Consider the following 21,214-nt stretch of genomic DNA (forward strand, 5'->3'; position numbering starts at 1 on the left):
GAAGGTGCTTACTCAGCGTCAAACTCACTACCACTGCTCTCGCTCTCAACCGCAAAAGCTTGGTTGAGGATGCCTAACAGTGCTTGCTGGTATTGATTGTGCTTGCGCTTACCCAGTAGTTGGCATAGCTCTTGTCCGGTTGGACTAAAACGGTAATAAACCAAAGTGATGCCGGGTTCTGATGGTCGTAGTTGCCACGTTTGATCTTGATAGTGTAGCGGTGTGTTCGTTTCCGTACTGAATGCCCCTGAAACCAGTTCACTGCTCAAGACGAGGCCGAGATCGATGAGCACTAACAAACTGGAGTAAGGTAGCTGGTACTGCCCGATCTGCAGCGTTGTCGCGGAAGCGGGGCGTCGGAAAAGCCCCAGCATTTTACCTTGTGGAGAACGCAATCCAGTGACAATCTTTAGCGTGTTTTCACTACCAAAAGCACAAGAGAGACTCGCTGCTTGTTGCAGTATCTGCGCTTCATGCTTACTCATGTTATTGAGGACGGATAGTGCTTTATAGGAAATCGTGCCAGGTTGGATGATTTCAGTCTTAAGTACTTGTGCCCATAGCTGCTGCATGGGGAGGCCATGGATATGGGTAGCAAAGGAGAGAAAGCGTGCATACCAATCAGGGTCAGGACGTTGAGAGACCTCGTCTTTACAGCTTTGAAAGGCGATTTGAATAATCTTTTCGAGATTGCGCTGCTGCTGTTGAAGCAGAAGTTGCTGACGTTGCGTGACTCGCTCTTCAAGGGCTTTCGCCTCACCTTTGCTGATCAGTGCATCAATGCCTTGCTCAGAAGCTAACTGCTTGATAACCCCTTGGCTAGACGAAAGGTTTTTTGACTGACTGCTGCTCTGCGTGGCGACGACAACCTGCTCTGACTTCATGATATCCCGACTTTCTGTGCAATTAAGGGTAGAAAACTATCTTGCCTTTGATGGCCTATTTTGGCAATTGTCAATTTATTGATCTAAAACAATAGAATGGGTGAAAGCTGTTGGATAATTGTTAATGAGGGTTTAACATTGCGGCGGCTGAATGAGGAGTATATTGTGCTGCGTTACAAACTAGGAAATACGATTATCTTCTTGGGTTATCTTGGGACGCTAGTCTATCTGGCAAGTTTGCTGTAACCCACCAGATAGACTCAGGTTTTATTCGTAGACGTAGTCTTCGATAGCAATCCCTTCGATCATGTACCCTACCTGGGCTAAATCATGATTGACGGCTTCTGTCTTTAACGTTCCATTTACATAAATCACGTCCCAAAGTTGCTGAATAGGCACGCCCTCCGGGAATTTTACGTAAACAATTTGATTTGGTGGTGGTGGCGGTACGTGGATACAAGCACCGAAATAGGGTACCAATAAAAACTCCGTGACGACTTTATTATCACCCTCAAGCGGAATGACAAAGCCGGGAATTTTTACTTTACTGCCATTGAGCTCTTCGCGTACCGAACCGATCAACGATTGTTGTGCGCGTAAATCGCTGCTCTCATCATGAGCGCCGATCGCTGCGCGGCCTGCGTTTGCCGCAAATGCTTCACGCTCGGCTTCAGGGATCAAATCCAGCCAGTTTAGCGTGAGTACGTCGTCTGCGGCAGCCATCAAAGGCAACCAGCAAAATAGGGCGAGAAGTAAGCGTTTCATCTGCTCTCCAGTTATACTCTTATTGTCATGCCATCCGCCAAGGAATGACGATATGCCCGAAATGCCGGGATAAGTCCGACTATAATACCTGCCAGTTGCACAATTGCGAGCAGAATCCACTCATATTGCGTTGGTGGTGTGATCGCCAAGTAGATGCCAAATTGTTGCTGAACGAGGGGTTGCAGTAATGCTAGCAAGCCATATAAGAAGCCAAGCCCTAGTCCAATACCCGCCGTGGTTAATACTGTCGCTTCACTGACCAGTAAGAAGAAGATATGGCCCGGACGCGCGCCCATAGCACGAAGGATAGCCATCTCTCTGCGGCGCTCATTTAAACTTGTCAGTAGTCCGGTCAGCATCCCGAGAAGGCCAGCCACGACAACAAATCCAGAGACCACCATTAACGCTTGTTCAGCGATAGACATCATTCCCCAGAGTTCATGCAGGGCGATGCCCGGCATAATGGCGCTGAGTGGTTCTTGGCGATAGGTATTAATATGGCGTTGTAAGGCAAATGTTTGGATCTTCGATTTTAAGCCAAAGAATGCGGCGGTGATCTGTGCGGGCTCGTATTCGCGTTGCTCTAACGTTTCTGCATCAGGTGTATACCCCATGTTAGCGCCTGTTTCCCAACCCACATGTATCGCTTCAATCGCTTCTAGCGACACATGGACACTGCGGTCGACCGGGGTGCCAGTGGGCGCAAGAATACCGACTATCTTAAACGGCGCATTGTCATGACGATTGAATGCCATGTCGCTTAAGCCATGGGCAATGATCACCTCATCTCCCACTTGGTAATTCAGTTTTCTCGCGACTTCAGCGCCAACAACAGCCTCAAGAAGCCCTTCAAATGGGCGACCATCTGCAAAGGTCAGTGGTTGACTACGGCCGTACTTATAGAATTTGAAGTAGTCGTCGTTCGTACCGATAACGCGGTATCCGCGATGGCTATCGCCAAGAGAAATGGGGATTGTCCAATCTACTGAGGGATGCTGACTGAGTTCTTGGTAGCTTTCCCAACTGATGTTATTGGTGGCGTTGCCAATGCGAAAGACGGAGTAGAGTAATAAGTTGACCTGACCTGAGCGCGAACCGACGATGAGATCGGTACCCGAAATGGTATTAGCAAAGCTGGCTTTGGTTTGAGTTCTGACGCGTTCAACACTGATCAATAGCGTCACAGAAATGGCGACGGTAAGGAGCGTTAAAATGGCAGTGGCTTTGCGGTTAGCGAGGCTTTGCCATGCAAGACGAAAAATAGCCATTATTAGCTCACCTCTTGATACGCTTCATTGAGCGTTAGCAGATCGATACTGCGATCAAACAGCGCTTCGAGAGTGTGGTCATGGCTAACAAACAGCAAGCTGGTGCCTGCGTTGTCGCACTCTTTCATGAGTAACTCGATGAAGGCGGTACGGTTGTCGTGATCCAAGGCCGAAGTCGGTTCATCGGCGATTAAAAGGGGAGGTTGCCCAATAAGTGCCCTCGCAGCAGCAACGCGTTGTTGTTGACCAATGCTAAGTTGTGTCACGGGTTTATCCAAGGTGTCTTCTGGTAGATGTAGCGCAAGTAACAAACGCTTGGCTTCAGCCTCCAAAGAGCCTGATATGTTTTGTTTACGCTGGGATGAAAAACGACAGGGCAAAAGCACATTGTCGATGACCGAAAGGTAGGGCAGTAAGTTAAACATTTGAAATATATAGCCAAGGTTATCCGCTCGGAAACGGTCTTTTTGAGCGGGTTTAAGGCTACTCATTGGGGTGTCTAACAGCATGATCTCGCCGCTGTTGGCATCCGTAATGCCAGACAAGAGCGAAAGTAAGCTCGATTTCCCGCTACCACTGGGGCCTTTTAAGAAGACTTTTTCACCTTGGGTAAGCGAAAACTGAGGGATTCGGAGGAGATCTTTTTGTTGGCCAGGCCAACGAAAGGTCAGATTTTCAATGTTGATTACATTCATAAGGATAAGGTAGCGGGGGTTGCCCCCCGCCCATCATTAAAATTGGATTCTGTGCTTATTGGCGTCCAGCGTATCCGCAAATTGTCCTTTATCTGTGATTGCTTGAACGGTCATTTTTTCAGTGGCTGAGAAGCGCTCAAACCAGTGTACATCAACATATTGAAGTGCATTGATATCGGCACATTCAAAAACGTATTGTGCACTGAACTCACCGTGGCCATGATTGTGGTCATGGTCATGGTGGTCATGACCTTTGTGATCATCATGGTCGTGGTGATCATGGTCATGGTGGTCGTGACCTTTGTGATCATCATGGTCGTGGTGATCATGGTCATGGTGGTCATGACCTTTGTGATCATCATGGTCATGGTGGTCGTGACCTTTGTGATCATCGTGGTCGTGGTGATCATGGTCATGATGGTCGTGACCGTCATGCTTGTCTGCTTCGAGCGTGTTCGAGACAGCGGCTTCAATAAGATTACATGGCGTGCTGAAAGCGAACAGTTTAGCAGCGTCATTCAATGTCGCTGTTGCCGATTCTACTTGCGCTTTTTGATCTGCATTTTGTGGCGCATGCTCAAAGCCCACCACATCCGCACCTGGCGCTGTCACTTCAATCAATAGTTGTTGACCATCTTGCGCCATGTTTAGTTCCACAACACCGTGAACATGTGCACCGTGCTCGCGGTAAGACTCTGCTTGTGTCATCAAAGGTAGTGCAGCCATCAGGGCAAAAGTAAGAGCTGTTTTTTTCATGATAAATCCTGCTTAAATTTAGGGTAGTACGTTAGTTCTTGGAGATGATCAATACGTGTAACTCGGTGGCGCTCGAGCAAAATGGCTATTGATCGGCTCGGGAAGAAAACAGGGAGTAGCAATAAAATCAGTGTGTAAATGTAACGCAAAAGCCGCCTCAACAACTTGAAGGGTCGCAGAAGGGGTCAAGACCGGCGGCAAGGTTTGCTGGCACTCAGCCTGAGTATGGTGTTCGATGTGCTCTAAGGCGTGCAGCGCCGAAGCGTGCGTTTCAAAAAGAAACAGCGCTAAGCATAGACAAACTGCATGAGGAATCCGTGAGAAGTGCGCCATACCGAACCACAATAAAAAAGTGATGTAATACTATAACAATCCACTGTGGTTCGGAAAGGTGACAACGACGATTTACTTCAGGTTATTACGTACCAATGTCAAAACATGCTCAATTTGCGCCTCGGTCAGTTTGCCTTCGTGAGCAAAAAGCACCTGACTCTCTGTATCAAGCACTATGATGGCAGAGCTTTTTTCCACGAGATCCCAGCTTTGCTTCACGCTGCCGTTGGCATCTAAGACCATAGAAGACCAGTGAAACTCTTGTTTACTGTCTTCTGCTGATGATTTGACAAAGCCGCCCGTTCCCCACATTGCATCATCTTGATTGATGATAGTGGTTGTTTGGTATTTATCCTCAGGGAAATCTGCAGCGGTGATGGCTGCCATGAGGTCAGCATTCATCTCTTTCGCTGCGCTACGCCCTGCGATGGCTTGGATGACGCGTACTTTGCCCGCAAGCATGTCTGAGTTCCATTTTGCGTACTCAATCTTGCCATCGAGGAGTAGGAGCTCGCCGTGCTTGTCGACGTTTGCGGTAGGCAAAGATTCGCCAACAGTCAGGTTATGTGCAAGGAGTGGGGAAGAAAGCAGTGCAGAAACGGTCAATATGAGGGCATTCTTGTTCAACATAGGGTCTGTTCCAGTTGTTATTGATCCGCTTATTATCTTAGTTAAGCCTTGGCAACGTGGTAGAACCAGTGTGGAAATTAGCAATAATTCCCATAAAGTTACTTTTTAATAAAACATATTATAATTTTTTAACGTATGTACGTTACGTTGCCAGATAAAATATCGAAGCGTTGCAACCTGCACTTTCTTTTTCTAACAGTATGAAAATGTGGCAAGCGATCTGCATAAGAAATGTACTGAGTGTTTTCTGGTTAAAAGGTGCCGCTTTTTTGTCATGGGCACAGAGGTTCGCAGAGAAGGGAGACCGACATGCTTAAGGTGTTTCATCAATATCGACCACAGCAAATCGCACGTTTTGTAAAGAGCTTTCATCGCGGCCGGTTTTACGTTCACGGTATTGGTGGTTTCGAATTTGATCTCGGAAAGGTGATGATGCCACGCCACCAACAGCGTCCTCATCTTGTGGCTATGGCGGAAATTAATCGGGCAATCAAAGTGTTGAATGAAGAATATGCCGCCTGATCAAGGCAGCATATTCACCACTTATAGCATGACTACGCTGATGGTGGCATGCAAATGCCTGTGCCACCTAAGCCACAATACCCATTCGGGTTTTTCTCCAAATACTGCTGGTGGTACTCTTCCGCAAAATAGAACTCCCCTAAAGGTCTGACTTCCGTTGTAATATGGGAGTAAGGGCCTTTTGCATGTTGCAATGCATGCTGATACTCCAACATGCTCGATTGCGCGTCAGTAAATTGCTGTTCTGATTGCGTATAAATGGCACTTCTGTACTGTGTGCCGGTGTCATTGCCTTGACGCATGCCTTGTGTCGGGTCGTGGTTTTCCCAAAACAGTGTTAACAGTTGCGTGAGGCTAATGATGTTGGGGTCAAAATGGATGACAACCACTTCAGTATGGCCTGTTTGTCCAGTGCAAACCTCGTCATAACTTGGGTTTGGTGTATAGCCACCAGCATAGCCAACCGCGGTGTTAAGTACACCTTGTTGCTTCCAGAATAGGCGTTCAGCCCCCCAAAAACAGCCCATTCCAACCACAATCGCGTTACTCTCACCAGCGGGTTTTTGTAGTGGGATACCAAAGACGGCATGGGGAAGTTGCGGCTCGATGGACGTGTCGCGGCCAGCAAGTGCCTCTTGAGGGGTAACGATATGGGTTTTATCTACTGACATGGTATTCCTTGTTCGTGCACGTTTTCATCATGAAAATTTGGCATATTAATCATGAGACACAATTTTGTAACTGTGCAGTGTCTCGCGATGTACATTATCAACACAATATTAGACAATAATCGCACTTGATTGGAACCTGAACGGCCATGCAACGTCATATCAATACGTGCTAATTGGCAGCTTCGTTTTACAACGCTGGAGCGGTTCTATGTATGTGACCTGTGAATGTGAGTGTTCTTTCAGGTTTACTTACCTCATCAATGGCTGTCTGCGCTCGTCAGAATGGCTCGTCAAATAAAATTCGAATATCAGCCATGTTCATTTAGCAAGGTTACTTATGGGTTGGATACGCACAACAGGTTTAGCAATGCTCATTGCTTCCGCCCCTGCGCTCGCGGAAGTGGAGTTTGAAGTCAAAGGATTAAAAGGCGCATTGCGAAAAAACGTTGAGCTTTTCCTTTCTGCGATTGATCAGGACAGTATTGAAGACACTGATCGCTTTCGTTCACATTTGCAATCTGAAATCAGCACCGCAATGCGTGCACTTGGATATTACTCACCTTCTTATCGTGTTGAGTGGCAAGCTGATGGAGATGATACTCGCGTTACCTTACACATGAATGCAGGGCCTAAAACCGTGATTGCCGAGCGCGATATACAGCTGATTGGCGGTGGTGCCAATGATCCTGATTTGTTAGCGGTGATAGAAAATAGCCGACTAGACGTGGGGCGCACACTAAACCATGGCTACTACGAGGCGTTTAAGTCTTCATTGAGTAACACGGCGCTAAAAAAAGGGTATTTCGACGCGCGCTTCGAGCAAAGTGCAATGAAGGTGGCGCCGGGGCGGCAGCAAGCCTTTCTTGTGTTGCACTTTGATACAGGGCAGCGCTATCACTTTGGCCCAACGACCATCAATGGCAGCCAAATAAAGGAAGAGCGAGTCCGTTCTCTTATGCCATTTGAAGAGGGTGACCCTTATCTAGCCAGTCAACTGGGTGAATTCAACCAAGCATTGTCGAATAGCCAATGGTTTTCGTCGATTTTTGTCGAGCCGCGTTTAGAGGCGGCAGAGGACTATAAAGTACCTGTACATGTTGAGCTCACGCCACAGAATCGCAACCAAGTCGAAGTCGGCTTAGGGTATTCGACCGATGTCGGCGCGCGTTTGAAGTTGAATTGGAAGAAACCGTGGGTGCACTCACGTGGCCACAGTTGGAACACCAACATGGAGATCTCAGCGGTTCAGCCCAAAATCGAGACTGTTTACCGGATTCCTCTCGAAGATGTGCTGAAAGATTATTACCAAATTGTTGGTGGGCTGCGGTATATCGATAGCCATGATACCGTCAGTACGGAACTGGGATTTGGGGTAGAACGCCACTGGTTAAAAGAGTCTGGCTGGCAGCGTACATTGTCACTGCGCTATCTGTACGAGGATTATAAACAGGGTGCTGAAGAAGAGGGTTTGATGGAGTTGTTTATTCCGGGGCTGACTTACAGTCGCACCCGTGCGCGAGGGGGTGCCATGCCTTCTTGGGGAGATAAACAGTTCATTAGCATGGAATATGCCGATCCGTTACTGGGTTCGGATACGGAAATTTTCCGACTTCGTGGCCGAACAGGCTGGGTAAGATCGGCTGGCGATCGCCATCGCGGTTTGTTTAAAGTCGATGGTGGTGCGGTGCTGGCTGATGGGATTCGTCATGTCCCCCCTTCAATGCGATTTTTTGCTGGTGGTGACAATAGTTTGCGTGGCTACGGCTATGAGAGTATTGCGCCACGCGATAGCGGTGGGCAACTACGTGGTGGTCGGTTCTTAATGACGGCGACGGCTGAGTATCAGTTTCGAGTCTATGGCAATTGGTGGTTGGCCGCGTTTTATGACTACGGTGATGCCTGGAATGACAAGCCGGATTGGAATCGCGGGGTGGGCGGTGGTCTCCGTTGGGCATCGCCCGTTGGACCTATCCGTCTCGATGTGGGGGTAGGATTGGATAATGATAGTGACGATTACCGTATTCACTTTACTTTAGGGCCGGAGTTTTAATGTTGTTGCGCAGTGCTAGACGTGTTTTTGTCGCCCTGTTCTCGTTGGTGATGTTGCTATTGGTACTCATTGGACTGCTGCTGTTCACGCCAGCAGGGGTTAAGTTAGCTGTCTGGCTGGCACCTCAGTTTGTTGAAGAGTTAAGCATCGGCAAAGGTGAAGGATCGTTGCTAGGCAAGATGACGCTCTATGATGTGGCCTATTCTGACGCCCATATGCCTTTGAGTATTGACCGTTTATGGTGGGATATTGAAGCCAACTGTTTGCTCCAACCGGCTGTCTGTATTCGTGAAGTCGGCATCGATGGCATCGACTTTCAGCTCGCGGCTTTGCCAGAAAGCCCGTCGGAGGAGCCGCCGTCAGAGTCAGAGCCACTGACGTCGTTAACGGCGCCTTTACCTATACAGGTTGAACGTATTGTTCTCGATAATATTGAACTCGATGTACTGGGTAACCGCGTTGCGTGGGCCCACCTAAGTACAGGGGTTACTTGGCAAGAGGCGCTCTTGACGCTCTCTTCTACAGAGTGGGAGACATTACGTGTTGCGCTTGCGGATACTGCTAGCAAGGGTGCGACAGTGGCCGATGAGGAAAGCGAAGTGAGCCGTCACTCACCGCAAGAAGCCATGGTACTTCCGGAGGTTATCTTGCCTCTCGCGATAGAGGTCCCTTCATTTACACTGACGGATGCCCAGCTTGATGGCGTCGGTTATCCCGTCCGTATTGAAGAGTTTGCCTTATCTGCTGCCGCGCGGGAGAGTGAGATCAGTGTTCACTCACTGTCGCTAAAGATGCCGGAAGCTTCGCTGTCTGTGCAATCGGAGATTGGCCTACATGATAACTACCCGCTAAGTCTTGAGGCCGACTTAGACATTTATTATGCCGACCTGAAAGGCCATCGCCTATCGTTAAGTGCCTCCGAATCGGTTGAACATCTAACTCTATCGGCAATGTTGCAAGGCACACAGAAACTCACTTTGAACGCTAAGATGCAGCCATTATCGCCTCAGTTGCCTTTTGATGCGGAAATAGTCAGTGAGCACTTACAGTGGCCGTTGACTGGTGAGGCAGAAGTTGCCGTGCGAAATACGGCTATCACGGCAATGGGAGAGCTCAGCGACTATCAGTTAGACTTGCGCACCGGATTAACGGGGGTTGGCATTCCGCCTGCGGATATTACGCTGGCCGCCAAAGGCAGTTTAGAGGCCATAACACTGGCGTCTTTAAACGTAAAAACGCTCGAAGGAGAGGTTAACGCGACCGCAGAAGCGATCTGGTCGCCGCAAGTGAAATGGGATGCCGCGTTAGATTTTCAAAACATCAACCCAGCGGGTGTGGTTGATACCTTACCCGGCAAATTGCGCGGTGAACTGGTGACGAAAGGGAAACTGCTTGCCAGTGGTGGATATGATATTCAGTTACCAAAGTTAAGCGTTGATGGCGATCTGATGGCGATGCCATTGGCATTGAAAGGGGGTGTGTCACTGCTAGACAGTAAAGGCAATGGCGATCTCGTGGTTAAAACAACGGGATTGCGTCTTAAGCATGGCCCAAATGGTTTACATGCTCAGGGACAACTCGACAAAGCATGGGATATGGCGCTAGAGGTCGATATGCCGGACCTGTCTCAGTCTTTACCGGATGCTGAAGGTGTCATTCAGGGCACTGCAAGACTCAAAGGTGCGATGCTTACCCCAGAGCTGTCGGTGGATCTTCGTGCTGATGAGCTCGTTTGGCAATCGATGGCCAACATTGATGCGCTCACTCTGCAAGGACAGGTGTTTACTGAGGCGCCAATCAGAGTCGACTTGGATCTTCGTGCGGAGTCAGTGCAGTACGAAGAGAGTGTGGATCTCGATGTAGTCAGAGCCAAGATCTCAGGTTCAGAAGCTGATCACCAACTGCGTTTAGCGATGCGCGGTCTGCCGACGGGATTAGTGTTAGCGGTGGACGGGCATTTTCAACGAGGGCAAGGCTGGCAAGGTACCTTAAGTCAATCGCGGATTGAAACACCGGTGGGCGTGTGGGCGCTTGATCAGCCCGCAGAGATTGATGTTGACTTGCGTCAGAGTCGGATTCGTATCGGGGAACATTGCTGGGAGCAAGCGCCATCGAAGGTGTGTTTGACCCAAATGGCGGATGTAGGGGAATCCGGTGAGTTGGCACTGAGTATCACGCAGTTTGACTTCGATAAAATTGCGCGCTTTATGCCGTCAGGTATGTTGCTCAGTGGTGATGCCTACGTGGAAGTGAATGCCGCGTGGCAAGATATTAATGCGCCAGTGGTTGACGCTAAGCTGCGGCTCACGCCGGGGCAGTTTACGCTCACCCAAACAGGCTTTTCTCAGGGATGGGAGCACATCGTTGTCAATGCCAATCTGTTAAGCGATAACTTGCAAGCGGACTGGGTGGTCAATTTAAGTGACAATGGTGCGTTAGTGGGTGACGCCAGTATTGAAGGGTTGACGCAACGCCCCATTGAGGCACAAGAGATTGCTGGTCAACTCGCTATCAACGACATCGATTTGAGTTTTTTGACCCCCCTTGTTGCCGATTACAGTAGTGTTGCCGGGGTATTGAATAGCCAACTGACCTTTAAAGGCCCGGTGCTCAATCCTGCGGTGAATGGCGAACTGAAGTTAGATAAGATCGCCGCAAAAGGAAAGCAAGTCCCGGTAGAAGTGGAACAGGCGCGCTTTGCCACCACTTTCGCGGGGCATAGTGCCACGCTGTCTGGATGGTTAAAGACTCCTGACGGCGAGCTCAACTTAGCCGGTGATGCACAATGGGCGGATTTGGCGGCATGGAGTACCAACCTGAATGTTCAAGGTGAGCGGCTGGATGTTGTTGTGCCTTCGCTTGTCTCGTTAGAGGTCTCGCCCAATCTCACCATTAGCGCTTCGCCTAAAGAGGCGGTTATTAACGGCCAAGTGGATATTCCGTGGGCGCGAATTCGTGTGGATAGCGTGCCGCCTAGTGCGGTGGGTGTCTCCAGTGATGAAGTGATATTGACGGACGAGCTAGAACCTGTCTCTCAAGAGGTATCAACGCCGATTGATATTAAAACCAATGTTTTTGTCAATATAGGCGATGACGTCACGCTGGAAGCATTTGGTTTGAAAGGTAATTTGAGTGGTCAGCTCAATGTGCAGCAGAACAATAAGGGGCCGCAAGTCGCTGGGGAAGTGCGGATCACAGATGGTACCTATCGCTCATTTGGACAAGAGTTACTGATAGATGAAGGTAAGATCCTCTTCAGTGGCCGGCCTGATCTCCCTTATCTGCAAGTTGAAGCGATTCGTAATCCTGATAGCACGCAAGATGATGTCATTGCTGGCGTTCGCGTTACTGGCTCTGCCGAGGCTCCGCAGCTAGACGTTTTCTCTGAGCCTGCGATGCCTCAGCAAAATGCGCTTTCTTATTTGCTTCGAGGCCGTGATATCGATAGTGAAGCGGGTGGCAACATGATGACATCCGCCATGATAGGTTTGGTGCTTGCCCAAAGTGGTCAACTGGTGGGCGACATCGGTGAAGCATTTGGTGTCCAAGAGTTGACGTTGGATACGGCAGGGACGGGGGACGACTCTCAGGTGACAGTGAGTGGTTATATTGCGCCCGGCTTACAAGTGAAATATGGCGTTGGTATCTTTAATTCTTTGGCGGAGTTCACGATTCGCTATCGATTGATGCGCGACCTCTACGTGGAAGCGGTATCCGGCCTAGATAGTGCGGTGGATGTCCTATACCAGTTTGAATTTAACTGATAGATTTCATTAAATTGCGGTAGCACGGAGAGCGAGAATGACCGACTTAGTATTTGTATATGGCACACTGCGTCAAGGAGAAGTGAATCACTTTTGGCTTGATGGAGCGGCCTTTATTGGAAAAGGGACGTTATCGTGTGGTTGGGCGTTGCTTGATTTGGGTCCCTATCCCGCAGTCATGGCGGATGCCTCGATCACGCAGCCCTTGGTGGGGGAGGTTTATCGCATCAATGACGCGATATTGGCGAAGCTGGATGAACTGGAAGAATACCCTACTTTGTATGGTCGCGAGATCGTTGAAACCCAATATGGTCCAGCTTGGCTCTACTATTATCAGCATATCGATGAAGATCAGAAGCGAGTCATTCGAAGTGGGGATTGGTGTGAACGAGCATGACCCTATCTCTTTAGCAAGCGTAAACGCTAACCAATAAAAAAGAGCGCCTTAGCGCTCTTTTTTCGTCTATATGAGTGTTACTTTTGCTCTTGCGCACGCTCGTAAGAAGAAAGGATTTCCGCTTTCGCCGCTTCAGCATCAGCCCAACCTTCCACTTTCACCCACTTACCGGCTTCTAGCTCTTTATAACGCTCGAAGAAGTGAGTGATTTGCGCTTTTAGTAGTTCAGGCAGATCGTTTACATCTTGAATGTGGTCGTACTCTTTGGTGAGTTTGCTGTGCGGAACCGCAACCACTTTTGCATCTTCACCTGACTCATCACTCATCTTTAGGACGCCAACAGGACGACAACGGATAACAGCACCAGGTACAAGCGGGTATGGTGTTGGAACCAATACGTCTACTGGGTCACCGTCAAGAGATAGGGTGTCATTCACGTAGCCGTAGTTACAAGGGTAAAACATCGGCGTTGACATGAAACGGTCAACAAATACCGCGCCTGAGTCTTTATCTACTTCGTATTTGATTGGGTCTGCGTTTGCAGGAATTTCGATAACAACGTAGATATCTTCTGGTAGTGACTTACCGGCTGGTACCTGATTCAGGCTCATGATGGGTTCCTTTTGGTTAACTTTTTGTTGTTGAAATGTCGATTATAACGACGCTTTTTGAAAAGAACAGTGTTAACCGCGTTGTAACAAGAAGTTGTCGCGTATCGCACGGGATGGTGTATGGATAAACGCTTGTTTTCAGAAGGGAGTGAGCTCAGGCTAGCCTGAGCTCAAGGGTTTAGTCGTTGTCAGGGTAGGTTTCTAGAAACTCTTCAACTTTATTGACCATCGAAGTTGAGCCAACAAAGAAAGGTACACGTTGATGCAGTTCTGATGGTTCGATATCGAGAATACGTTGGCAACCATCGCTGGCCTTACCGCCTGCTTGCTCGATTAAAAATGCCATCGGGTTGCATTCATAAAGTAAGCGCAGTTTGCCTTTCGGGTGGCTCGCGGTGCTCGGATAAAGATAGATACCGCCTTTGAGTAGGTTGCGGTGGAAATCTGATACCAACGAGCCAATATAGCGTGATGTATAGGGGCGGTTATCTTCAGGGACGTTCTCTTGGCAATATTTAATGTAGCGTTTCACCCCATTCGGGAAGCGAATATAGTTGCCTTCGTTGATAGAGTAGATGCGGCCATCATCTGGGATCGTCATATTCTCGTGAGATAGGCAAAAGACCCCTAATGAAGGATCGTAAGTAAAACCGTGTACACCATTACCCGTGGTGTAAACCAACATGGTTGATGAGCCGTAAATGATGTAGCCAGCGGCAATTTGACGGTGGCCGGGTTGAAGGAAGTCTTCTTCGGTCGCAAGGGTGCCGACAGGAGAGATACGTCGGTAAATTGAAAAGATAGTGCCCACTGAGACATTCACATCGATGTTTGATGAGCCATCCAGTGGATCCATCAGGACGACATATTTGGCGTTGCGGCTATGTTCGCTATCAAAGCTGACCGCTTCATCTTCTTCCTCACTGGCGACACCACAGACTTGGTCGCGGGCCTGCAATGCGGCTTTGAATTTTTCGTTAGCGTAGACATCTAACTTTTGTTGCTGTTCGCCTTGGACATTTTCACTGCCAATCGCACCAGTAATGTCGACGAGGCCAGCCTTGTTAATTTCACGGTTTACTATTTTTGCTGCGAGTTTTATAGAGCCGAGTAACGAAGAGAGTTCACCGCTAGCATGGGGAAAATCATGCTGCTTATCGACAATGAACTCGCCAAGCGTTTTAATATCGGACATAGTCTATCCTTGCTTTCTGTTGTTGTTTTCAAAGGTAAGGGCTAGGTGAATTTTTTTGGGGTAGCCCTTAAATTTAGTGTTATTCAGTTTTGTTATGTTTTTATTTATCTTATTGTAACAGAAGAACTTTTTACGGGTAGTAAAGTAACTGCAAGGCCCATGCAGCATACCAAAGCAGTCACTATAGAAGGATAGTATGCATATACACATTTTAGGGATTTGTGGCACCTTTATGGGTGGCGCAGCGATTTTGGCGCGTCAACTTGGACACAAGGTCACAGGCAGCGACGCAAACGTTTACCCGCCAATGAGTACTCAGCTAGAAGAGCAGGGTATTGAAATTACAGAAGGTTTTGACCCATCACAGCTTCATCCTACGCCCGATCTCGTGGTGATAGGTAATGCGATGAGCCGTGGGAACGCGTGTGTTGAGTACGTGCTCAATCATCGTATCCCATACACGTCTGGCCCGCAGTGGTTACATGAAATGTTGTTAAAAGACCGCTGGGTATTAGCGGTTTCTGGGACACATGGGAAGACTACCACGGCCAGCATGTTGAACTGGATATTGTCTGATAATGGCTACAATCCCGGCTATTTGATTGGCGGCGTTCCTGGAAACTTCAATACTTCCGCTAACTTAGGGGAGAGTATGTTCTTCGTTGTCGAGGCGGATGAATATGACAGTGCTTTTTTTGATAAGCGTTCTAAGTTCGTGCATTACCATCCTCGAACGCTAGTTATTAATAACTTGGAGTTTGACCATGCCGATATTTTTGATGATTTAGGCGCGATTCAGAAGCAGTTCCATCATTTGATGCGCACTATTCCAAGCCATGGTCGGGTGATACGTCCTCATGGGGTGAAAGCGATCGATGACATGTTAGCCATGGGGAACTGGAGTGAAGAAGAGACGCTGGGTGGTGACTGGCGCTCTGAAAAACAACATGCCGATGGCAGTGCCTTTGATGTCTATTTACAGGACAAAAAAGTGGGCGAGGTGCACTGGGACTTGATTGGTGATCACAATGTTGCTAATGCAATGATGGCGATAGCAGCGGCACGCCATGTGGGGGTGACACCTGAGCTCGCTTGTGCCTCATTGGCGAAGTTTATTAATACCAAACGTCGCCTAGAGGTGCGCGGCGAAGTGGCTGGCATCGTTGTCTACGATGACTTTGCACATCACCCGACAGCGGTAGAAACCACTCTGCAAGCATTGCGTCAACGTGACCCTGAACGTCGTGTCCATGCGATTCTTGAGCCGCGTTCGGCAACCATGAAGCGGGGTGTGCATCAAGGTAGGTTGGCACCTGCACTCGCCAAGGCAGATCGGATTGCGTTGTATCAACCTGAGGGTATCGAGTGGTTGCAAGAAGAGATAACCCATTGTGCACCACCATCGGCGCTTTATGATGATATTGATATTTTGGTTGCGGATGTCGTGGCGCAGGCTGAGAAGGGCGATCAGTTACTGGTGATGAGTAACGGTGGCTTTGGTGGTATTCACAATAAATTGCTGGCGGCACTGCAGGAAAAATATGACGGATAAACGTATAACATTGGCTTGGACGGGGGCGTCTGGCGCACCCTATGGCTTGAGGCTGTTGGAGTGCCTGTTGGCTGCGGACTACGAGGTTTTTCTGCTGATCTCTTCGGCTGCGCGTGTGGTCCTTGCGACTGAACATGGTTTGAAGTTGCCATCGGGGCCGGATGCGGCAAAAGCGGCATTGGTCGAGCATCTACATGTCGATAGTAGCAAGCTGACAGTGTGTGGCAAAGAAGATTGGTTTTCTCCAGTGGCATCGGGGTCTGCGGCGCCGAAGAAAATGATTGTCTGCCCATGCTCGACAGGCAGTTTAGCTGCTATCGCGCATGGTATGTCAGATAACCTGCTCGAACGTGCGGCAGACGTTGTGCTAAAAGAGCGTGGCCAATTACTCCTTGTTGTTCGAGAAACGCCGTTGTCGACACTGCATCTAGAGAACATGACCAAGCTCTCTCGCATGGGGGCGACCATCATGCCCGCCGCACCGGGTTTCTATCACCAGCCAACATCCATTGATGACCTTGTGGATTTCATGGTGGCACGTGTTCTTGACCATCTTGGGTTAGAGCAGCAGTTGGTACCACGCTGGGGATACGATCATCGCAACTAGTCTTCTCGCCGGGTTGTTATCGGTGACGTTTCGAAATAGCGATGTCGCACAAGTCATTGCATTGGCTCAACAAGGTGGGCTTTCTGGCATTGAGTGGGGCAGTGATAGGCATGTCCCTGTTGGGGATCTTGAGCATGCCGCACAGGTCAATGCACAGATGGCCGCAGCAGGCCTACTTACCTCCGCGTATGGTAGCTATTTTGTGGTGGGGCGAGACTCGCTCTCAGAATGGCAAGCTTGTTTAGCGACGGCGCAGGCATTAGGTGCGCCCCTGATACGGGTATGGGCGGGGAATCAACCCAGTGAGGCGTTCACGACAGAGCAACTCGCCGACTTTTTCACCCAGCTTGCCGAAATGCTAACCATGGCAGAGCCGTTTGGCATTGCCATTGGCCTAGAGTTTCATGCCCGAACGTTAACCGATAACAATGCGGCGATTGATCTGATCTTAGATAGGCTGGATCATCCCTTGCTGCAGATCTATTGGCAACCGCCTCATGACTGCACCATCGCTTATCGCAATGCCGGCCTTGAGGCCCTGCTAGCCCGAAATAAATTGGCCAATGTGCATGTCTTTTATTGGGTCAGAGAAGAGGATGAAATCGTCAGGAAACCTTTGCGAGATGGGCAAGGTGAATGGCGGACTTATCTTGAGACCCTCCTACAGGCTGCCCGCTCAACTTGGGTGAGCCTGGAATTTGTGCTTGGTGATGACCATGCACAGTTTCTCAAAGATGCCCGTGTATTGCGTCACCTCATTCATCAAGCCAGCACCGACACTGATATCGCGGTTGGCGTAGATTGAAAAGTGTCGAGAAGGAACTATTTGCGATAACACGTCTCAAACACTAAAGAGTAGGCAAGAGATAACAGTTTGATCCCAAAGTATTTACAACGTAGAGCCTGGATAACCCTAGCACTCGTCAGCTGGGTGGTGGTGTTGTGCGTATCAGTAAATGCTCATTTGGGCGGCGCGACAAGCTGTGCTTATAGTCAAACTGTCGACCATGATACGGATGACGGATGCGACCTTGTCGACCACTTATTGGTGAAGGCGGCGGTGTTCAACTTTGTCGCGCTCCCCATCCTTCTCTTTGCCGTATTGACGGTAATGACGGTCGTTGGCCGTTGCAGCGATCTAGTACATTTCACCGAGCCAATCAGCTCGCCTTATCGGCGACATTTAACCCTCTGTGTATTTCGAGAGTAGACACTCAACGTGCCTAAAGGTGTAAACCTAGGTGCCTAAACCCTTTTGGTTTCTTGTAATGAACGCCTTGTCAGTAGATAGGACGTTCAATTGGATTGTTAACGCGTTGAGTGACTTCGATCGTTTGCATCCCCCGTTTACTCTATGGAAAGACGATGAAAAATATCCCCAACACTGTCCGCACTTTTATGGTGTTGTGCCTCATGTGGTGGCCTATCTCGCTGCTGCAAGCGAGCACACTAACGGCTCCGACAACAGGGCCATTAGTCACTCATGACCACCCTCCTGTGAGCGTTGAAATTGCTTTGACAGGCCGACAGGACAAAGCGCAGCAACGGGTTGATGCCTTACTGAATGTGCGTTTAGCCGATGACTGGAAAACCTATTGGCGCAGTCCCGGTGAAGGAGGCGTCAAACCGAGTTTAGATTGGTCTGCGTCAGAGAATATTCGTGCTATTGACTGGTATTGGCCTTTACCCGAAGCCTTCAGTGTTGCGGGTATTCAGACTTACGGCTACCAGAAAGCGGTCTCTTTTCCTTTGCAGATAACACTGGCGGACAACCGTGAACCCGCCGTCTTACGCGGTACGCTAACCCTGCCGTCATGTACCTCTGTTTGTGTATTAACAGACTACCCGATTGACTTGATGTTTACAGCGACAGCGCTCGAACCAGAGATTGAGCGACAGTATCAGTTTAATCAGTGGATGAGCCGGGTACCTCAGCCCTCGCCTCAACTCGACGCGGTCGCAATAGCGTGGTCGCCAGAGCAGAATCGAGTCAGCGTTATCGCAGAGCGTACCATCCCATGGCTGTCGCCAAAGGTATTAATCGATGGTGAAGGATTGGATGATGTGACGTTTAAGCCATTAAATTTGACCGTTGAGGGGCACTACCTCGAAGCACAGTTTGAGGTGGCATCTTGGTTAAACGCCGTCGATTTAATGTCAGCACCCTTGGCGGTGACGTTCAGTGATCAGCATTTTATTGCCGAGCAGACGGTGCGTGCTGTGCTTGGACCTGTTAGCCAGCACCAACCTTTTTGGCAGGTACTCATTGCTGCTCTGTTAGGTGGACTTATTCTCAATGTCATGCCGTGTGTACTGCCCGTTTTAGGGTTGAAGCTGACATCCGTGACTGCGGTGGCAGGCAAAGCGAAGCGTCGTGTTCGCCAGCAATTTGTCGCCTCTGCTTTTGGTATTCTCTGTTCGTTTTGGTTGATCGCGGCAATGCTAATTGGGCTGAAGCTTGCAGGGCAAAGCATCGGCTGGGGAATACAGTTTCAAAGTCCGTATTTTTTACTGTTTATGGTTGTCATCACCTTGCTGTTTGCGACCAACTTATGGGGGCTTTGGCAGGTTAATCTCCCTAGCAGTTGGCAGACATGGATAGCGCAACAGGGGGGAGACTCACGTGTTGGACACTTTACCCAAGGTGCATTTGCGACGTTGTTGGCGACCCCGTGCAGTGCCCCCTTTTTTGGCACGGCTGTGGCATTTGCCTTAGGGGCTGAGACTGGCATGCTGCTGTTGATCTTTACTTTGCTCGGTTTAGGGATGGCATTGCCGTGGCTGGTGGTCGCACTATTTCCGGTTTGTGTCGCTTGGTTACCTAAGCCTGGCCGTTGGATGTCGACGCTTAAGGTTATCATGGGATTGATGATCTCGTTGACCACCGTATGGCTTCTGACTCTGCTACGGCATCATGTGAATGCGGGGGTTTTGGGTATGGCAACCCTGCTCATTGCTACCGTGATTTTGGTCAGAGTTAAAACCGTACATGGTGCCAAGCTTGCCATGATCTGCTTTTCGCTGTCGCTCTTGACTTCAGGCTTGATGGCGCTGTTATTGAGCCTGAATGCGCACCATTGGGCGACGCCATTGCCGAAAGACTGGGTGTGGCAAGACTACTCGTCGCAGGCGGTGAACAAGGCGTTGTCTGTTGGTGATATCGTGTTTGTCGATGCGAGCGCCGATTGGTGTATTACCTGTAAGGCCAACAAGATTGGGGTGTTGTTGCAAGAGCCTGTCTACAGTGAGCTGCAAGCTGAAGGCGTGACGACCTTACATGCCGACTGGACGGTCCCCAACGAGACGGTGACCGATTTGTTAAGGCAGCATGGTCAGTATGGCGTGCCATTCAATATTGTTTATGGTCCCGGCGCGCCACTAGGCATACCTCTGCCCACGATTCTCAGCAAAGAGGCCGTTATCGAGGCACTTGCAAAAGCAAAAGGAGCGTCATGATGAAACGAAAATGGCTAAAAGAGATCGCTGTCAGCCTTGTATTGCTGGTCGTTATGACTATCGCTATCGACATATGGCGAGGCAGAGATATGCCCAACACCTTGAATGTGAATACCCAGATCGCACTGCTTAATGGTCAGCAGTTAGACATTGCAGAAATGAGTGAAGATACGCCTGTGGTGATTTACTTCTGGGCAACATGGTGCGGTGTTTGCAAATGGGTGTCACCGAGTGTGGATTGGTTGAGTCAGTCTATGCCTGTTGTATCCGTGGCATTACGTTCGGGTGATGATGAACGCTTGCAAGGCTATATTGATGCGCATGAATATCAGATGCTGACCTTCAATGATAGCCGAGGGGAGTGGAGTCACGATTGGTCGGTCAAAGTCACGCCAACCATTGCGATTGTGTATCAAGGCGAAGTTAGGCATGTGACGACAGGATTCACTACCCCGATGGGGATTGTTTTGCGTCGATGGCTCAGTCAGTTTTAAGGCGGAAAAGAGAAAGCGTTGTTGATTTCTAACCGGAGCAGAAATAAAAACGGAAGGCAGTGCGCCTTCCGTTTTACTTTGTTAAGAGTGAGACTTAATCTTCATGCTCGGGCGGTAACGCCCCTTGAGGTTTTACTACAAGCACATTGATCATTGAGTTTTCGACCACTTTAGCCGCCACTGAGCCCAGCATCGCTTTGTCCAGCTTAGAGCGCTTGTGGCTTGGCAGTATGATCAGATCAGCACCGAGTCGCTCAGCATGATCCAAGATCGTCGCATAAGGCTTACCTTCCGCAATATGGGTTTGGTAGATCAACTCTTCAGGGATGAATTGCTCTGCAAACTGTGTCAATTGCGCTTCGGTATCTTTACGCATGGTCTTCACCGCATCGGCTGGGAAATAGGTCGAGACCATCGACATGTGAATACCGGGAAGCACATTGAGAAGATGGATATGCGCATTGCTGTGTTTAGCATGCCAAACGGCAAGTTGTACTGCTTTATCAGCAAAGCCTTTTTCGTTGAGATCGACAGGCACTAAGATCTGTTTATACATAGGGTCAC

The 21,214-nt window shown here is 49.2% G+C and carries 20 protein-coding genes; 10 read left to right on the top strand and 10 right to left on the bottom strand.

Translation table 11 applies throughout. The features are described from left to right. Positions 1 to 8: 8 nt before the first annotated feature. From TSUB_RS01440 to TSUB_RS01465, 6 genes are all read right to left on the bottom strand, one after another. On the bottom strand, positions 9 to 884 hold the full coding sequence (locus TSUB_RS01440) for a TIGR03899 family protein (RefSeq protein WP_087026687.1): 876 nt from the start codon (positions 882 to 884) through the stop codon (positions 9 to 11). Positions 885 to 1,151: 267 nt separating this feature from the next. After that, complete coding sequence (locus TSUB_RS01445; protein WP_087026684.1) at positions 1,152 to 1,649, bottom strand: DUF3299 domain-containing protein; 498 nt, start codon at positions 1,647 to 1,649, stop codon at positions 1,152 to 1,154. 11 nt (positions 1,650 to 1,660) lie between these two features. Next, a complete protein-coding gene (locus TSUB_RS01450; RefSeq protein ID WP_087026681.1) occupies positions 1,661 to 2,920 on the bottom strand; it encodes an ABC transporter permease in 1,260 nt (419 codons plus the stop codon). Further along, entirely contained in the window at positions 2,920 to 3,612 is a 693-nt protein-coding gene (locus TSUB_RS01455) for an ATP-binding cassette domain-containing protein (RefSeq protein ID WP_087026678.1), read from the bottom strand. The genes TSUB_RS01450 and TSUB_RS01455 overlap by 1 nt, the downstream gene beginning before the upstream one ends. Before the next feature lie 36 nt (positions 3,613 to 3,648). Then, positions 3,649 to 4,368: a zinc uptake protein ZrgA gene (gene zrgA, locus TSUB_RS01460; RefSeq protein ID WP_087026674.1), complete on the bottom strand. Its 720-nt coding sequence runs from the start codon at positions 4,366 to 4,368 to the stop codon at positions 3,649 to 3,651. Positions 4,369 to 4,773: 405 nt separating this feature from the next. Continuing rightward, a complete protein-coding gene (locus TSUB_RS01465) occupies positions 4,774 to 5,331 on the bottom strand; it encodes a YtfJ family protein (protein WP_087026668.1) in 558 nt (185 codons plus the stop codon). A 309-nt stretch (positions 5,332 to 5,640) separates the two neighbouring features. Here TSUB_RS01465 and TSUB_RS01470 point away from each other — a divergent pair, with 309 nt between their 5' ends. Next, a complete protein-coding gene (locus TSUB_RS01470; RefSeq protein ID WP_087026665.1) occupies positions 5,641 to 5,853 on the top strand; it encodes a DUF1107 domain-containing protein in 213 nt (70 codons plus the stop codon). Between the two features lie 32 nt (positions 5,854 to 5,885). Here TSUB_RS01470 and msrA read toward each other — a convergent pair whose 3' ends face one another. Next, on the bottom strand, positions 5,886 to 6,524 hold the full coding sequence (gene msrA / locus TSUB_RS01475; RefSeq protein ID WP_087026662.1) for a peptide-methionine (S)-S-oxide reductase MsrA: 639 nt from the start codon (positions 6,522 to 6,524) through the stop codon (positions 5,886 to 5,888). Between the two features lie 337 nt (positions 6,525 to 6,861). Between msrA and tamA the strand changes: the two genes are divergently transcribed. The 3 genes from tamA to TSUB_RS01490 are packed head-to-tail and all read left to right on the top strand — an operon-like array spanning position 6,862 to position 12,735. Then, a complete protein-coding gene (gene tamA, locus TSUB_RS01480; RefSeq protein WP_087026659.1) occupies positions 6,862 to 8,574 on the top strand; it encodes an autotransporter assembly complex protein TamA in 1,713 nt (570 codons plus the stop codon). After that, positions 8,574 to 12,338 (top strand): autotransporter assembly complex protein TamB, encoded by a 3,765-nt coding sequence (gene tamB, locus TSUB_RS01485; RefSeq protein WP_087026655.1) that lies wholly within the window; start codon positions 8,574 to 8,576, stop codon positions 12,336 to 12,338. The genes tamA and tamB overlap by 1 nt, the downstream gene beginning before the upstream one ends. Positions 12,339 to 12,375: 37 nt before the next feature. Next, on the top strand, positions 12,376 to 12,735 hold the full coding sequence (locus tag TSUB_RS01490) for a gamma-glutamylcyclotransferase family protein (RefSeq protein ID WP_087026652.1): 360 nt from the start codon (positions 12,376 to 12,378) through the stop codon (positions 12,733 to 12,735). Positions 12,736 to 12,812: 77 nt separating this feature from the next. On the opposite strand, the gene ppa is transcribed toward TSUB_RS01490, so the two are convergent. Both ppa and fbp read right to left on the bottom strand, forming a co-directional pair. Further along, on the bottom strand, positions 12,813 to 13,346 hold the full coding sequence (ppa, locus tag TSUB_RS01495; RefSeq protein ID WP_087026649.1) for an inorganic diphosphatase: 534 nt from the start codon (positions 13,344 to 13,346) through the stop codon (positions 12,813 to 12,815). Between the two features lie 178 nt (positions 13,347 to 13,524). Continuing rightward, entirely contained in the window at positions 13,525 to 14,541 is a 1,017-nt protein-coding gene (gene fbp / locus TSUB_RS01500) for a class 1 fructose-bisphosphatase (RefSeq protein ID WP_087026644.1), read from the bottom strand. A 196-nt stretch (positions 14,542 to 14,737) separates the two neighbouring features. On the opposite strand from fbp, the gene mpl reads away from it, so the two are divergent. The 6 genes from mpl (at position 14,738) to TSUB_RS01530 (ending at position 20,650) form a co-directional block, all read left to right on the top strand. Next, positions 14,738 to 16,093 carry a UDP-N-acetylmuramate:L-alanyl-gamma-D-glutamyl-meso-diaminopimelate ligase gene (gene mpl / locus TSUB_RS01505; protein WP_087026642.1) on the top strand — a complete coding sequence of 452 codons (1,356 nt, stop codon included), beginning with the start codon at positions 14,738 to 14,740 and terminating at the stop codon, positions 16,091 to 16,093. After that, complete coding sequence (locus tag TSUB_RS01510; RefSeq protein WP_087026639.1) at positions 16,083 to 16,700, top strand: flavin prenyltransferase UbiX; 618 nt, start codon at positions 16,083 to 16,085, stop codon at positions 16,698 to 16,700. Before mpl ends, TSUB_RS01510 begins: the two co-directional genes overlap by 11 nt. A 22-nt stretch (positions 16,701 to 16,722) precedes the next feature. Next, a complete protein-coding gene (locus tag TSUB_RS01515) occupies positions 16,723 to 17,505 on the top strand; it encodes a sugar phosphate isomerase/epimerase family protein (protein WP_159065062.1) in 783 nt (260 codons plus the stop codon). Between the two features lie 69 nt (positions 17,506 to 17,574). Next, positions 17,575 to 17,910, top strand: a complete 336-nt coding sequence (locus TSUB_RS01520) for a hypothetical protein (protein WP_159065061.1) — start codon at positions 17,575 to 17,577, stop codon at positions 17,908 to 17,910. A 155-nt stretch (positions 17,911 to 18,065) separates the two neighbouring features. Continuing rightward, entirely contained in the window at positions 18,066 to 20,156 is a 2,091-nt protein-coding gene (locus tag TSUB_RS01525) for a protein-disulfide reductase DsbD family protein (protein ID WP_087026633.1), read from the top strand. Next, a complete protein-coding gene (locus TSUB_RS01530) occupies positions 20,153 to 20,650 on the top strand; it encodes a protein disulfide oxidoreductase (protein ID WP_087026630.1) in 498 nt (165 codons plus the stop codon). Before TSUB_RS01525 ends, TSUB_RS01530 begins: the two co-directional genes overlap by 4 nt. Positions 20,651 to 20,744: 94 nt before the next feature. On the opposite strand, the gene TSUB_RS01535 is transcribed toward TSUB_RS01530, so the two are convergent. Beyond that, positions 20,745 to 21,206, bottom strand: coding sequence for a universal stress protein (locus TSUB_RS01535; protein ID WP_087026627.1), 462 nt, complete (start codon positions 21,204 to 21,206; stop codon positions 20,745 to 20,747). Positions 21,207 to 21,214 lie beyond the last annotated feature (8 nt).

This window comes from Thaumasiovibrio subtropicus (genome assembly GCF_019703835.1).
GTDB classification, from domain to species: domain Bacteria; phylum Pseudomonadota; class Gammaproteobacteria; order Enterobacterales; family Vibrionaceae; genus Thaumasiovibrio; species Thaumasiovibrio subtropicus.

What these genes read in the sequence shown, in the direction of transcription:
- zrgA (WP_087026674.1), bottom strand. Translation starts at nt 4,368, where the DNA reads ATGAAAAAAACAGCTCTTACTTTTGCCCTGATGGCTGCACTACCTTTG.
- TSUB_RS01470 (WP_087026665.1), top strand. Translation starts at nt 5,641, where the DNA reads ATGCTTAAGGTGTTTCATCAATATCGACCACAGCAAATCGCACGTTTT.
- TSUB_RS01535 (WP_087026627.1), bottom strand. Translation starts at nt 21,206, where the DNA reads ATGTATAAACAGATCTTAGTGCCTGTCGATCTCAACGAAAAAGGCTTT.
- mpl (WP_087026642.1), top strand. Translation starts at nt 14,738, where the DNA reads ATGCATATACACATTTTAGGGATTTGTGGCACCTTTATGGGTGGCGCA.
- TSUB_RS01455 (WP_087026678.1), bottom strand. Translation starts at nt 3,612, where the DNA reads ATGAATGTAATCAACATTGAAAATCTGACCTTTCGTTGGCCTGGCCAA.
- TSUB_RS01530 (WP_087026630.1), top strand. Translation starts at nt 20,153, where the DNA reads ATGATGAAACGAAAATGGCTAAAAGAGATCGCTGTCAGCCTTGTATTG.
- ppa (WP_087026649.1), bottom strand. Translation starts at nt 13,346, where the DNA reads ATGAGCCTGAATCAGGTACCAGCCGGTAAGTCACTACCAGAAGATATC.
- TSUB_RS01445 (WP_087026684.1), bottom strand. Translation starts at nt 1,649, where the DNA reads ATGAAACGCTTACTTCTCGCCCTATTTTGCTGGTTGCCTTTGATGGCT.
- tamA (WP_087026659.1), top strand. Translation starts at nt 6,862, where the DNA reads ATGGGTTGGATACGCACAACAGGTTTAGCAATGCTCATTGCTTCCGCC.
- TSUB_RS01510 (WP_087026639.1), top strand. Translation starts at nt 16,083, where the DNA reads ATGACGGATAAACGTATAACATTGGCTTGGACGGGGGCGTCTGGCGCA.
- TSUB_RS01490 (WP_087026652.1), top strand. Translation starts at nt 12,376, where the DNA reads ATGACCGACTTAGTATTTGTATATGGCACACTGCGTCAAGGAGAAGTG.
- TSUB_RS01440 (WP_087026687.1), bottom strand. Translation starts at nt 884, where the DNA reads ATGAAGTCAGAGCAGGTTGTCGTCGCCACGCAGAGCAGCAGTCAGTCA.
- TSUB_RS01465 (WP_087026668.1), bottom strand. Translation starts at nt 5,331, where the DNA reads ATGTTGAACAAGAATGCCCTCATATTGACCGTTTCTGCACTGCTTTCT.
- fbp (WP_087026644.1), bottom strand. Translation starts at nt 14,541, where the DNA reads ATGTCCGATATTAAAACGCTTGGCGAGTTCATTGTCGATAAGCAGCAT.
- TSUB_RS01525 (WP_087026633.1), top strand. Translation starts at nt 18,066, where the DNA reads ATGAAAAATATCCCCAACACTGTCCGCACTTTTATGGTGTTGTGCCTC.
- msrA (WP_087026662.1), bottom strand. Translation starts at nt 6,524, where the DNA reads ATGTCAGTAGATAAAACCCATATCGTTACCCCTCAAGAGGCACTTGCT.
- tamB (WP_087026655.1), top strand. Translation starts at nt 8,574, where the DNA reads ATGTTGTTGCGCAGTGCTAGACGTGTTTTTGTCGCCCTGTTCTCGTTG.